Annotated in this window: 14 protein-coding genes; all 14 read right to left on the reverse strand. The window is 56.8% G+C overall.

The window, feature by feature from the left end:
• Nucleotides 1–16: 16 nt before the first annotated feature.
• The 14 genes from hpt to spoVT all read right to left on the reverse strand — a co-directional run bounded on the left by hpt (nucleotide 17) and on the right by spoVT (nucleotide 13,401).
• Nucleotides 17–556: a hypoxanthine phosphoribosyltransferase gene (gene hpt, locus BMW84_RS23640; RefSeq protein WP_091072850.1), complete on the reverse strand. Its 540-nt coding sequence runs from the start codon at nucleotides 554–556 to the stop codon at nucleotides 17–19.
• Between the two features lie 64 nt (nucleotides 557–620).
• Nucleotides 621–2,048 carry a tRNA lysidine(34) synthetase TilS gene (tilS, locus tag BMW84_RS23645; RefSeq protein ID WP_091072852.1) on the reverse strand — a complete coding sequence of 476 codons (1,428 nt, stop codon included), beginning with the start codon at nucleotides 2,046–2,048 and terminating at the stop codon, nucleotides 621–623.
• Between the two features lie 26 nt (nucleotides 2,049–2,074).
• Entirely contained in the window at nucleotides 2,075–3,019 is a 945-nt protein-coding gene (locus BMW84_RS23650) for a protein kinase domain-containing protein (protein WP_091072853.1), read from the reverse strand.
• Complete coding sequence (locus BMW84_RS23655; protein ID WP_091072855.1) at nucleotides 3,003–3,749, reverse strand: vWA domain-containing protein; 747 nt, start codon at nucleotides 3,747–3,749, stop codon at nucleotides 3,003–3,005. Before BMW84_RS23655 ends, BMW84_RS23650 begins: the two co-directional genes overlap by 17 nt.
• Before the next feature lie 87 nt (nucleotides 3,750–3,836).
• On the reverse strand, nucleotides 3,837–6,344 hold the full coding sequence (spoIIE, locus tag BMW84_RS23660; protein WP_091072856.1) for a stage II sporulation protein E: 2,508 nt from the start codon (nucleotides 6,342–6,344) through the stop codon (nucleotides 3,837–3,839).
• 344 nt (nucleotides 6,345–6,688) lie between these two features.
• Nucleotides 6,689–7,186 carry a S1 domain-containing RNA-binding protein gene (locus tag BMW84_RS23665; RefSeq protein ID WP_091072858.1) on the reverse strand — a complete coding sequence of 166 codons (498 nt, stop codon included), beginning with the start codon at nucleotides 7,184–7,186 and terminating at the stop codon, nucleotides 6,689–6,691.
• A 122-nt stretch (nucleotides 7,187–7,308) separates the two neighbouring features.
• Nucleotides 7,309–7,647, reverse strand: coding sequence for an FtsB family cell division protein (locus tag BMW84_RS23670; RefSeq protein WP_091072860.1), 339 nt, complete (start codon nucleotides 7,645–7,647; stop codon nucleotides 7,309–7,311).
• Between the two features lie 24 nt (nucleotides 7,648–7,671).
• Nucleotides 7,672–8,235: a spore cortex biosynthesis protein YabQ gene (gene yabQ, locus BMW84_RS23675; protein WP_091072861.1), complete on the reverse strand. Its 564-nt coding sequence runs from the start codon at nucleotides 8,233–8,235 to the stop codon at nucleotides 7,672–7,674.
• Nucleotides 8,232–8,516: a sporulation protein YabP gene (yabP, locus tag BMW84_RS23680; RefSeq protein WP_091072863.1), complete on the reverse strand. Its 285-nt coding sequence runs from the start codon at nucleotides 8,514–8,516 to the stop codon at nucleotides 8,232–8,234. The genes yabQ and yabP overlap by 4 nt, the downstream gene beginning before the upstream one ends.
• 118 nt (nucleotides 8,517–8,634) lie before the next feature.
• Nucleotides 8,635–8,913 (reverse strand): RNA-binding S4 domain-containing protein, encoded by a 279-nt coding sequence (locus BMW84_RS23685; RefSeq protein ID WP_091072865.1) that lies wholly within the window; start codon nucleotides 8,911–8,913, stop codon nucleotides 8,635–8,637.
• Nucleotides 8,913–9,185 (reverse strand): HU family DNA-binding protein, encoded by a 273-nt coding sequence (locus tag BMW84_RS23690; RefSeq protein ID WP_091072866.1) that lies wholly within the window; start codon nucleotides 9,183–9,185, stop codon nucleotides 8,913–8,915. The genes BMW84_RS23685 and BMW84_RS23690 overlap by 1 nt, the downstream gene beginning before the upstream one ends.
• A gap of 238 nt (nucleotides 9,186–9,423) precedes the next feature.
• Complete coding sequence (gene mazG, locus BMW84_RS23695; protein WP_091072868.1) at nucleotides 9,424–10,923, reverse strand: bifunctional methyltransferase/pyrophosphohydrolase YabN; 1,500 nt, start codon at nucleotides 10,921–10,923, stop codon at nucleotides 9,424–9,426.
• A 111-nt stretch (nucleotides 10,924–11,034) separates the two neighbouring features.
• Nucleotides 11,035–12,717: a polysaccharide biosynthesis protein gene (locus tag BMW84_RS23700; RefSeq protein WP_091072870.1), complete on the reverse strand. Its 1,683-nt coding sequence runs from the start codon at nucleotides 12,715–12,717 to the stop codon at nucleotides 11,035–11,037.
• A 141-nt stretch (nucleotides 12,718–12,858) separates the two neighbouring features.
• Nucleotides 12,859–13,401 carry a stage V sporulation protein T gene (spoVT, locus tag BMW84_RS23705; protein WP_091072871.1) on the reverse strand — a complete coding sequence of 181 codons (543 nt, stop codon included), beginning with the start codon at nucleotides 13,399–13,401 and terminating at the stop codon, nucleotides 12,859–12,861.
• Nucleotides 13,402–13,523 lie beyond the last annotated feature (122 nt).

Here is a 13,523-nt window from a genome sequence, read left to right on the forward strand (position 1 = left end):
AAGGCTGTCGATTAACTTATTTGGAATAAACTTCAGGCTTCAGTACACCCACGTAAGGGAGGTTCCGATATTGCTCTGCATAATCGAGTCCATAACCCACTACGAACGCGTCCGGGATAACAAAACCGGTATAAGCGGCCTCAAGGCTGACCGTGCGGCCCGACGGCTTATCGAACAGCGTCACCACCGTGACGGAAGCTGCGTTGCGGCCCTGCAGCATTTCAATGAGATAGCTGAGGGTCAGACCGCTGTCGATAATGTCCTCTACAATAAGAACATCCCGTCCTTCGACGGAGGTATCCAGGTCCTTAATGATTTTTACGACTCCGGAAGACTTGGTCGACGCCCCGTAGCTGGACACCGCCATAAAGTCCATTTCCACCGGTACTGTAATAGCTTTAACCAGATCCGCCATAAAAATAAACGCACCCTTAAGCACACAGATGACCAGAGGCAGCCGGCCTTCATATTCCTTGCTCAGCACTGCGCCAAGCTCCCTGATTCTTTGTTGGATTTCCTCTTCGCTGATCAAGATTTCTTGAATATCGTTCTGCAACTTGCGAACCTCCTAAGATATACTATGAAAGACTTACTTCGACCATTACGCCCCTTCGCGCTTCTTATACTTCTTCCTCCAGAGATAAAAAAAGAACCGAGGCCGTGTGCCGCCCGACAACGGCATGCGCCGAGCGTCTGACGCCCGGAATCCAGACAATATTGCCCAGACCATCGCAAACCAGCGGAATCGCGGCACGCTTCGAAGAAGGTATCTTATCGTCAATGTAAATATCTTTTACCTTTTTGCTTCCGTTTAATCCCATAACCTTAATGGTATCTCCAGGCAACCGGGAACGGACAGTCAGCGGCATGACCAGCGCATCGCGGTCAAACCATGCGGTCATTTTCCCGTTATCTTCCCCCTGTACGCGCAAATCTTCCTTGTTCAGTATCTCCATCGTCAATACTTTGCCGATCTCCGCAATATGCAGCCGGGAGTCCGGCCAAGTCAGCCGATATGTATAGCTTGCCTGCCGTTCGGAAGGCTTAGACGAGAACCGGATCGTGTCGTACTCCCGCCTGCAAACGATGCCGCCGCCGAGATCCAGGCTCCAGGTCGTCGGTTCATGCTGCAGCGTTCCCCGGCGAACCGCCTCAATCTTCGGAAAATCCAGTGCAACGGTATCCGCCGACAGATAATTTAATATTAGTTTAATCAAACGCCGTTGTAAAGCGGACGGCATCGCCGCGAAGGCGCGGCGCTCCAAGGCGGATTGTCCATTCTTGCGAAAAACAATCTCTTCATAGTATTTGGCTGTTGCCTCCTCCATAAATTCATCTTCCGCGCCGGTAATTTCGGCCAGTTGAAGCAGCGATTGGCGGATGTTCGGATGATGTTTCTCCAGCTCGGGCAACAGTTCCAGCCGGACGGCGTTGCGCTTATAATGCGTTTGCAGATTGCTTGCATCCACCGCATAGGCAAGGCCTTCGCTCGCGCAGAGCGAAACAAGCGCTGTTTTGTTAATACGCAGGAACGGCCGGATGAGTTCCACCTTTTTTTCGGTCCGCTTCCAACGCATTCCGGCAAGACCGGATGGTCCGCTTCCCCGCAGTAGGCGAAGCAGCACCGTCTCGGCTTGATCGTCGGCATGATGGGCCAGCGCCACGCCGCGCGCGCCATAGCGATGCGCCGTTTCAATGAGAAAGGCGTAGCGTTTCTCCCGCGCCGCGGCTTCGGGCCCAAGCCCGCTGCTCTTGGCGTACGCCGGAATATCGAATTCCGCGAGCTCAAACGGCAGATCGAGACCTGCAGCCATGGCCCGGACAAGCTCCGCCTCTTCACGCGACTCCTCGCGGAAGCCGTGGTTCACATGAGCGCATACCAGGGTCAGGGGCATCCGCGTAACGGAGATTTGATGCAGAACATGCAAAAGAGCCACAGAATCCGGCCCTCCGGAAACTGCGACTATCAAGGTGTCATGAGGTGCCCACAGCTCATGCTCGGCGGCAACTGCAAGCACCGATTCCATAAGTTCTTTCAATGGCTCCATCGGAGGCTCCTCGGACTATATATGGATTAATTGCGTAAAACAATGTAAAGAGTGAAGACCAGCAGAAACAAAGAAAAAGCAAAGGCGCTCTTCAGCCAGCGCGGCGTGGCCATGGTTTCTTTGCCGGATTTGCGGGGGAGATACACATGGCTCCGCCAGGCGGCAAGTGCTTGCGATGAACCGGAAAATGCACCTTTTAAAGCTATGCACAGCCAAGAAGACAGCTTCTTGTCCGGTACCAAGCGCGCCAGTCTCAGCAATTCCTCCACGCTTCTCGTTTGCGGCAGCTGCTTGGCGGCAGCCTTCAGGCCATCCTCATTCATCAGACGGAGGCATAAAACCGCGAACGAAAATAAATCGTAGCCCTCGTCTCCCGTTCGGCTCCCGGCATTCCAGAACCCCCGGTCATGCCATTCGGTGAACTGCTTGACGCTCCGGCCAATCAGGCTGGCGCCGCCATAATCGATCAACTCGGCTTCGCCGTAGTCGGAAACGAGCACGTTCTCAGGCTTAAGGTCGCCGAAGACAAAGCCGGATTCATGCAGCTTACGCAACTTCTCCAGCAGCCGCAGGCCGACAAGGCCGAGCCAGGCGGAACCATTCTTCGCCAAAAAAAGATGCAGCGGCCGTCCTTCCACATACCGCATCACATAAAAAGGCAGATTGCCGCCATCCCGGCTATCGTCCGACTCCAGCAAAAACATCGACAGCGGCGATTCCCGCCGGGAACGGTGCTCGGCTTGTTTCAAAGTAGATTGCAAGGAGGTCAACATATTGATCTCGGATTGAAGTTCGAGCGTGTCGTTGCCCATCTTCAGGGCATACCGCTCCTTGCGGCCCTCGCGCTGCACCAGATATACGGTTCCATTCGCTCCCTTGCCCAGCAGCCGCTGCACAACATAACGGTTGCCCCGCCATTTGCCGGTAATTACGGTGCCTGCCGGATAGAGCGGGCTAGACGACATATCCACCAATCTTCCCTTCTCGTTCCTCGCGGCGGTTCAAAGACTGCAGCTCGCTTTGTCCATCCAGTGTAACATATCGATAATGTTCAAGCACCTTGAATATCGCCGGCCCGGTGGGCGTAGCGCCCCTCATTTTCAGCTTGGAAAACAGCGTGCGGACCTCCGAAACGTTGCCCGTCCAGTCCAGATCGAGCATGGCCGCTTCGCTGTCCGAACGGCCCGGGAAATGAAAAACGGCAATCTCGCTTTTGCCTTCCCGCGATTCCAAGCTTAGCGCCAGATCGCGGATAGCGTCCTCTACTACCCCGAGCTTCGGCTTCATGCTTGCGCTAGCGTCGATCAAAAGGGCAATCTGAAGCGGAGAGGTTTCGGTCAGTTCGTCGACGACCGTTACGATCTGCGCCCGTTTCTGCGGCGGCAGCTCTTCCAGCGAGCCTTCGCCGAGAATTTTTTTTACCTCTTTATTAACCGCCTGCTGAATCGTCTGAACCACGGTTTTGCGGGTCATCATCTGGATTGTCTGCGTCAGCTGAGGCGTCCCGACAATCCGGCTAATTCCCCCGCCGGCTCTGGCAATCTCGGCGATCTCCCGGCTCCCGAGCTCCCCGATGGTGCCGTAATCGACCACACCGACGACATTGACGGTAATGCCTTCCTGCCGCGCATGCGCAGCTGCCATCACCGGGCTATCCCCCACGTTGGAACATCCGTCCGTAATGAGCAAAATTTGCTTCATCTTTACGTCCACTCCCTTGTCCTTGGTATCTGTTTCTAGCATATCCAAGGTTGAGAGATTCTAAACCCGCTGCCCGCAAATGATAGATTAGCTGACAGTACGCGGACGCTCCATCCTGCCGATCCCGGGCATATGCAGGCTCGACCACTCCGGATGATAATGATCCACCCGGCTAACGACGATCGTCATATCGTCATGGATAGCCTGTCCCTGATAGCGGATGACCTTCTCCAGTAACTCATCGGCCATTTCCTGGGGATCGCTGCCCTCCAGCTCCTGAATGAGCCGTTTCATCCATATTTCTTTATTAACGGCATATCCAGGCGCATCGTAAATACCATCCGTCATCATAAAGAGAATATCCCCTGCATGCAGCTGGAGGGTAATCAGCTCCACATCGATATCCTGAATGATGCCAATCGGCAAATTGCTGGCCGTTACCGGAATCACTTCACTGCCCCGGCGGATAAAACTCGGCGCGGAAGCGATTTTCATAAATGTCGTCTGCGCCGAATACTGGTCAATCAGCGCCATGTCGACCGTCGCGTAAAATTCATCCGGGGAACGCAGCAGCAGAATGGAATTGACGGATTTCACCGCCAATTTCTCATCCATTCCCGACTGCAGCAGCTTCTCCAGCATCGACAACGCGGCGCTGCTCTCCATCCGCGCGCGTTCGCCGTTCCCCATGCCGTCGCTGACCGCAACGGCGAACGTTCCGTTGCCCAGCTCCTTTGTGCTGAAGCTATCGCCGGAGAGGACATCGCCGCCTTTGGCCGCCGACGATACGCCGGTCGACACTTCAAACGCTTTGGCCGAGCCGAAGGTGACCATCGACAGGCCGTCGCGGCGTGCCATGGCCGTCTCGCTGATGACGGCGATATTCTCCTCCAGAATATCGGACAAGAGCGGCGCAATGATCTTGCGGCATTCGTCAAAGCCGCGCGTATACGCATGCACCACTTCAATCTCGATCTTCCCGGGATCGAGGGTCACGATTTCGATGCTGTGGATGGACAGCCCGAGCTTCTCCAGTGCCTCGCGGATTTGCCCTTCCTGGCGGTACATGGCTTGTCCTTCGCGTTTGATCTCGCGCGCCAGGTCCTCCATGACCTGCGAAACGCCGGAAAGCTGCTCGGCGACGAATTGGCGGCTGTCGTAAATCTGTTTTTTCCAGCGCAGATCATGCTGGTACATTTCGTACTGGCCCTTCATGACGCCAAGCACTTCCGCCGTTTTGCCGCAGAGCCGGCTGTATTCCGGCGGCAGCGCCGCCGCTTCAATCTCCGGCTTGTCCTCTACGGCAGACATCATATCGGTCATATACTTGTACGTTTGATAGAATTTCGCATCCCAGCAATGGCTGCGCCGGATGCAGCCGGCGCAGACGGTGTCTGTCACCGCACTCATGAAATCGCCCATTTCCTTGTCGCTTTTGCCGACATCGCCCGAACGGGGAATCTGGTTAAAGCTGCTGGAGAGCTGTTGGAACACCTGCGAGAACTGGGTCACCCGTTCGGCAGTAATATCCCGGACCCTGCGGGCATATTCATGTTGGGAGCGGCTGTGATCCGCAGTTCCCGGCACATATTTGGCAATGGAAGAAATGATTCCCTTTGGTGTAAGAAGAAACAACAGCACCGCGGCGCAGGTCTCCCAGGTGGACGCCATGACATCGCCCGGACCGAGAAAATAAACGGAAAGAATGGTCGATCCGAGAAGCATGCCGATGGATACGGCGCCTTTACGCCCGGACTGCATCATCCCCGCCAGCATGCCGGAAAAGGCCAGCAGGCTCATCTGATAAATCGCACCGATATCCGCCAGGCTGAGAATCAGCCCGGTGACGACGCCGACCGCCGCACCGAGCGGGGCACCGCCGGCCATGGCGAAGAGTAAAATCAGAAAGCGCGAAAGAATATGCTCCGGCGACAGCCCGCCCACGGACCAGCCGACCAGGCCGGTCATGACGGAGGCCAGCAGAATCATCAGGCAGAGCACCTCGTCGTTGCGCAGCAGCCTTGTTTTTTGCTTATAGATAAACAGCGGAAGCGCCTGCAGAAATACCAGCGTCAATACAAACCCAAGCAATGCATCCAGGGCGGTCATCAGAAGCGGCAACCAGTCAAGCGAAGGGCCGATGACGACCCGGAATAACCCAACCAGAAAGGATGACACAAAGACCATAAGCGGCGCATAAGACAATTCTACCCGCTCGAAGGTCACCAGCCCGCGGTAGATCAGGGAGAAGACCGCAAGCTCCGCGGCCACGGCGACGGCACCGGGGAACGGCGTGAACAAACTGCCGGCAATCAGTGAGGCCGCCACCGGAAGGACCGAATCCTTGCGCATAAAGAGAATGACGGCAAAATAGGCGGCGGCGAACGGCGTCAGCTCGTCCAAAATCATGGCGCGGCCAAGTAGAAAACCCATCAGCGTGAGCAGCAGCGTCCATCGTTTCAGGACGATCTGCTGAAGCAGTGGCTGTCTCAGGCACCAAGCGGCAAGCCGCGCGCCCCAGCCCTCTTTTTCCGAAACCTCTTCGCGGTCCGCTTTAACCCACTCCGGCAAATTCACCACACTGCTTTTACTCATCTTCAATCCGCACCACCCGTCTAGGAATTTTATTGGTTCCCATTATATAGCGGGGGTCTTTGGAAAGTTTGTCAGAACATCAGGGCGCGTCCAAAGAAATTTCCGACAAAAAAGCCAACGCCGACAATCGGCCGAAAAGTATGCTTATCCCTTGCCCGGCCCCGGTTTGGCCGCTTGCCCGCACCGGCAATCCTCCGACATTCGCCGCCGGGGGGAAGCCGATTCGCCAGCGATTGCCCCGGAGTGGTGCATTATTGGCAAAGATGCTGTCGGCAATTTATTATCGTGGCGACAAAAAAACCGCAGAGGCTGGAAGCCCTGCGGTTATTGCAACAACTATGGAATTAAACGCGCTTCGCTCCGCGACCGCCGCGTTTTCCTTCTGTGTTCTTCTTGATCGAAGACATCCGTTCTTCGCTGTCTTTCAGGAAGCGTGACATTTTATCCTCGAATGAAGGTTTACCGGCTGCAGGCTTGAATGGACGCCCTCCCCGTTCACGGTTAAATCCACCGCCACCACCGCCGCCGCTACCTCCACCAAAACGGTCACCGCCGCTTGGACGATCCGGTCTTGGAGCTCTTGGAGGACGTACTTCCGATGCCGGCTTGTCGACGGCTTGCTTAATGGAAAGCCCGATCTTACCGTCCTTGTCGACATTGATCACCTTGACGGTTACTACATCACCAATCTTCAAATGATCGTTAACATCCTTGACGTAGTTATCAGCGATTTCCGAAATGTGAACGAGCCCTGTGACACCTCCTGACAGATCCACAAATGCTCCGAAATGCGTGATGCCTGTCACCTTGCCTTCTAACTTGGTGCCCACTTCAATTGCCATAGAATAAAATGATCCTCCCTTAAAAATATACAGCCGAATAGTTGCTACCCGGTCTGCGGTGATTTGATTATACAGTAAAGAACAAGGCAAGGCAACAGAGCGAAAGCCCTTTTCCCTTGGGCTTATTGCTCTGTATCGTCCGTACGGATCGGCTTTTCCCCTCGGGGATACATATTATAGTTTTTGCGCGCCAGCTGGCCGACATACTCGTCGTCCTCCAGCCGGGACACATCATATTTCAATTGGTTAAGTGAATTGGTCACATTGTCGCTGCTCGCCTGCTTCTGCGCAAGCTGCTCACTCTTCTCCGCGATGGCGGCGCTTTGGGCAAAGAAGATATACCCCGCCCAGCCGAAAAACACGCCTACGGCGAGAACCCATATCAATCTTCTTCTCTTGGCGCCCTGAGCTGAAGCCGTCTTGCCGCTCCCGCTTTTCTCTTCCGCAGAAAATCTGTTCATGCAGCTTGTACCTCCAGTTTTCGATCAACGTTGTCGCCAAGCGGCAATCCGCTCGGACAGTTTCTTCACCCAGGCGCTGTGGTAAAGCCGGGACCAGTGCGGAGAGATCCACCTGACCGGAAGCACCCAGATCGGCTTGGTCATAACTTTCAGAACCTTGAGGATAAACAGCAGGATGCGGCCCGTAAGCACCAGCGTTCCCCGAAGCAAACGCCACAGCCCGCGGAGCGGCCCGCCGATCACCGTCTTGATGATTCTCCACAGCAGCCGGAAAGTATACTGTACCGATAGAATTAACATTACCACAAAACGCTTCACCGTAACACTGAAGATCAAAAAATAGACCCATATGCCTAGAAACAATCCTACGAAGACATAAAACCGCAGCTCTCCCTGATTTCCGGCATACATCATGCGAAACACGAACAGCGCGGCAAGCAGCCAGTAGAACAAGTCGAGCAGCGCGTTCAGCCACCTTGGGAATGTCAGCTTGAGTGACAGCACCCGGTAGCTGTCATAGGCCAGTCCCATAGCGGCGCCGGATAAGAGCATGTAGAACAGCGTGACCCATTGGATGGCCGGGTTCATTTAAACAGCTTGCCGAGAAAACCTTTGTTTTTGCCCTGCGCCCCGGGATCGAGATAAACCAGCGACTGGATGTTTCCTTCCAAAGAGAGCAGTCCGTTCTCCAGGCTGAGGTTTTTGATATGTAAATGGTTTCCGCGAATCGTCAGGTGGCCGAGCTCGGTCCGCAGCAGGAACTCCTCGCTGTCGAAGCTCTCCACATTTTGTACGCCGGTCAGCTCCAGTTGCTTGCGGCTGCGCATGTGCAGATCATGCTGCTTGTTGGTTTTGGCTGGCTCAATCATGGCATGTACCCCTCCTTATTTGGTACTAATCTATGGCCCGAGGAGAGATTATAGAACAAAAAAAGCGCCCCTTTACGTAATGTAAAGAGACGCTTTTTCCGCGAACCCAGCCCTGCTTCTACCAGTCGAGCCCGTTGCTCTTCGCAACCGGCTCCTCCCGGACCAGCGAATACATGCCGGCGGCTTCGTCTTTGCGGGTCGTTTCGACCAGTTTTTCGACTTTGACCGTCACCAGCTTCTGACCGAACTGCACGGTGATCTCGTCGCCGAGCTTCACGGTGCTGCTGGGCTTGGCTTCCCGCCCGTTGATCAGCACCCGGCCTTGGTCGGACACGTCCTTGGCCACCGTACGGCGTTTGATCAAACGGGAGACTTTCAAAAATTTATCAACACGCATTAGTTGACGGCTTCTTTAAGCTTGTTGCCCGCCTTGAAGGCAGGTACAGTGGATTCAGGAATTTCGATAGGTGTGCCCGATTGCGGGTTGCGGCCGGTGCGGCCGGAACGTTTGCGGGTTTCGAAAGTGCCGAAGCCGATCAGCTGAACTTTGTCTCCGCCGGCCAGTGCATCGGTAATTTCGCTCAATACGCCGTTGATTACGGCTTCAACGTCTTTTTTTGCCAATCCGCTTTTTTCGGAAATGTTGTTGACCAGATCTGTCTTGTTCATTGTTTAAGTTCCTCCCAGGGTACGAAAAAATAAATGAAATGAAGCTTTGCCGCATAATCTGCCGCAATTTGTCATTTCGTCTTTATGATATTCTGGATACTGCTTTGAATTCCTGCTGAATGGACCGGATTTTTTTGAAAAACGGGACATTGGTGCTAGAAAATGCTTCTCCATTCCCAGCATTGCCGCATCGTAAGCCGGATATACCGGGCATGACGGCCCCGGATCAGAAGACGGTTCAGCCTTTGCGCTCCTCGGCTTTGGCTTCCTGCCAGAGCTCCTCCATTTGCTCGAGCGTGCTGTCGCCCGGGCGGCTTCCCCGCTCCGCCAGCCGGCGCTCAATGTACTGGAACCGGGAAACGAACTTACGGTTGGTGCGGGTCAGGGCTTCCTCCGGGTCGGCGCCGATAAACCGGGCAACATTGGTGGCTGCGAACAGCAGGTCGCCGAGCTCCAGCATTTGCTCTTCGGCAGGCAGGCCGGCTTCCACCGCCTGTGACAGCTCTTCGACCTCCTCGCGGACCTTGACGAGGCAATCGGCCGCATTCCCCCAGTCGAAGCCGACCTTCGATGCTTTCTTCTGCAGCTTGTACGCCTTCATGAGCGCCGGGAGATCGCGGGGAACGCCGCTGAGCGCGGATTCCGCCTCCGGCTGGATGCCTTTTCGCCGCTTCTCTTCGGCTTTCATGCCTTCCCAGTTCTGCAGCGCCGCTTCCGCGTCGCGGGCGTCCTTGTCGCCGAACACATGCGGATGCCGGAAGATCAGCTTGTCGTTCAGCGTTTCAATGACATCGAATACGTTGAAGGTGCCAATCTCTTCCTCCATTTGCGAATGCAGCATGATCTGCAGCAGCAGATCGCCCAGTTCCTCCTTCATATGGTCCGGATCGTCCTCATCGATTGTTTCAAGTACCTCGTAGGTTTCTTCGATCAAGTTTTTGCGCAGCGAGTCGTGCGTCTGCTCCCGGTCCCACGGGCAGCCTTCGGGACTGCGCAGAATGCCGACGATTTCATGCAGGCGGGCGAACGTACGCCCCCGGACATCGCCCGACGCATTAGCCGGTACGTACACCAGCGACAGATTGCCGTAGCCCTCCAAACGGTCCAGCTCATACAGCGGAACCCGCTCGATCTTCTCTTCGCCTTCCACGCCGAGGGCATGTCCGACCACGACCTCGTATTCCGGGGGATACAGCTCCATCAGGCATAGCTTCGTCTCCGAAGCCGTAAAGCTGTCGTACACCTGACCGATCAGGGTGTGCAGCTCCGGCTGAAGCTGATGACTGCGGATCCCGGAGGCATCGAGCAGTTGAAACCCTTCGATCGGATCAAAGCCGAGACGCACGAAAGCCTCGTCTAGGAAGCTTTCGCCGCCGAGAATGTCGAGGTTAATCCCGACTTCCGCGCAGCGCGAGCGCAATTGGGATACGGCCGACTCGGCCACCATCGGATGCCCCGGAACGGCATACACGATCTCCGTACCTTCCGGTGCCTTCAGCGCCTCGTCCACCAGCCGGTTCGTAATTGCCGCGTACACCTCCGGGAAAGAATCCAGCGATTCGTACAGGGCGTCGAATGTGTGCCATTTCAGTTCCATTTCCGCCAGCAGCCCGACGACTGGATGTTTGTCCGTCCGCAGATAGACGGCGGTCGCCGATTTCAGCTTTTTGATAATGCCGAGGGTCAGCCGGTCGGGATTGCCCGAGCCCAGGCCGACGACGGTCAGATTTGCGCTCATTGCTATTCACTCCTTGGGGGCAGCCGTTCCCCGCAGGAAACCGGACCGCCGGATATGTAACGCCATATATGGCGCTGACGAAGTCACGATGCCGCAAGCGCTGCGCCTCCTTTAAGGGAATAAGCGCAGCCGCTTTAGCTTGTCCGCCAGCCGCGGGCCGAAGCCCGGAAGCTGGCGGAGTTCCTCCTCGCGGAGCAGCCGCAGGGCGACCGCGCCTACGGCGAAGGCGGCGCAGCCGGCCAGCACGCCGAGCACGCTCTGCGCCAGGGCCGCGGTGCGGGAGCCGCCAAGGCCCGCCGCCTCCGCCGCGGCCGAGGCGCCGTAGCTGACGGCGGCGGCCGCAGCGGCCAGGCCCGCGAGCAGCGCCGCGGGCCGCACGGCAGCGTCTGCGAAGCGCAGCCGCAGATAACCCCGGCGGCGCAGCAGCAGCACGTTCAGCGCTGCCGCTGCGCCGTTCGCGGCCACGCTGGCGATGGCCGCGCCGGCAATGCCCTGCTGCGGAATCAGCAGCAGGTTGAGCGCCGCCTTGAGCAGCGCGGCGGCGAGCAAATGCAGGGCCGGGGCGCGCACGATGCCCAGCCCCTGCAGCAGCGCGGCGGAGATGATGCTGACGGTACCGCCCGCGGCGGTGAACGCCAGCCAGGCCATCGCCCCGCTGCCCGCGGCGTCCCCGTACAGTGCCGTATTGACCGGCACTGCAAGAACGGCTAGGCCGACGGACGCGGCCAGGCCGAGCAGCCAGAACCAGCGCAGCGACAGGCTGCAGCGCTTCTCGATCAGCAGCCGGTCGCCGCGATAGTTGGCGTCGGCCAGCGCCGGAATAAAGACAACCGACAGGGAGGTCGCCAGCATCGTCACGAGCTGGACGAGCGGCAAACCGCGGTTGTAGATGCCGAACTGGACCATCGCAGCCGCATCACTCTGGCCGGAGGCGAGCAGACGGGGCACGGTGAAGACATCCACCAGCCCGATCAGAGGCGTTGCCAGGAGGCCGAGCATCACCGGCAGGCTATAGCCGAGCAGGCGGCGCAGCCGGCTGCCGGGAGCACTTCGGCCACCCGCCGCAGGCAAGGTTGCCGGCAGCTCCAGCGCGGCCGCTTCCTCGGCGGCCGTGCCGGGTTGCTGCTCGGCATCCGGCTCCCGCCCCTGCCGGTGCCGGCGCAGATAGAGCAGCACCACGAGCAGTCCGGCCGCGCCGCCGGCCGCCGACCCGAGCAGCGCGCCGGCGGCAATGCTGGCCGCATCGGCGCCTTCCCGGGTCAGGTAGAGCAGCAGCGCAATCATGACGCCGACCCGCACCGTCTGTTCCACCACCTGCGAGACCGCGGTGGGCACCATGTTGTGCAGCCCCTGAAAATACCCCCGGAGCGCAGCCATCAGCGGAACGACGGCTAGCGCCCAGGCACTGCTCCGCAGCGCGGCCGTAACATGGGAATTTCCAATCCACTTTGCCAGAAGCGGAGCGCCGGCGTAAACGGCGCAAGCCAGCAGCAGACCGCTGAGCAACGTCGTTAACGCGGATATTCGCAGCACCTTGCGGCCTTCCGCGGCATTCCTGCCCGCCGATGCCTCAGCGACGAATTTGGAAATCGCCGCCGGCAGGCCCAGCATGGCAACGGTAGCCAGCATATTGTAGAGCGGGTATACGGTGTTATAAATGCCGAACGCAGCATCTCCGCCCATGTTTTGCAGCGGAATCTTCTGCAGCGTTCCGATCAGCTTGGTTAAAATCGCTGCCGCGCTGAGTATAAATGCGCCTTCAAGCAATTTGGAGCCCTGCGAACTTTTTTTCATACGCAATAAACTTCTCCTGCCCTGATCTCCACCCGGAATGAATTTCTATATTATCACGTGCGGGAGGCAAAAGACAAAAACCCCGCCTTCCCTTTGTCTATCATACCAAAAGGAAAGCGGGGCCTGTAGTGCCAATACCGGTTACTGCTCCATTTGCTTGCCGAGGAACGCGGAGGCCGTCTCTGCCATCTTTATCTCGAGCTGAGACATTTTAACCGAATCGTCTTTGTTCAGCAATACCACACAGCCGATCGGATCGCCTCCCGAAATAATGGGAGCGGCTACATAACTGGATAAAGTTTCGGCATGCTCCTTCCCGATGTCGTAGCTGCCGTTGTTGGTTTCAAGCACCGTTTTACGATTCTCCATCACCCGTTCCAGCAGCAGGCCGACCGGTTTTTCTAAATAATCCTTTTTTGAACCTCCGGCTAAGGCGATAAAGGTGTCGCGGTCCGTAATCATGGCGATATGCCCCGTGCTCTCATATAGCGACTCGGCGTATTCTTTGGCAAAGTCGCCCAGCTCGCCGATCGGCGAATATTTCTTAAGTATGACTTCACCGTCGCGGTCGACGAAAATTTCCAGGGGATCGCCTTCACGGATGCGCAGCGTGCGCCGGATTTCCTTCGGTATTACCACCCGGCCAAGATCGTCGATACGGCGTACAATTCCAGTAGCTTTCATTTCACAAGTTGCCCCGCTTTCTTAGGTAGTATGGTCCAACTACTGTCTTTATGGGAAAGGATAATCCCAGCGATTTATCGTAATATCTGGACATAGTATTCATCTGTTCCCAATTCCTTATA

Origin of the sequence: Paenibacillus sp. NFR01, from assembly GCF_900111565.1 — a bacterium.
Classification (GTDB): domain Bacteria; phylum Bacillota; class Bacilli; order Paenibacillales; family Paenibacillaceae; genus Paenibacillus_AQ.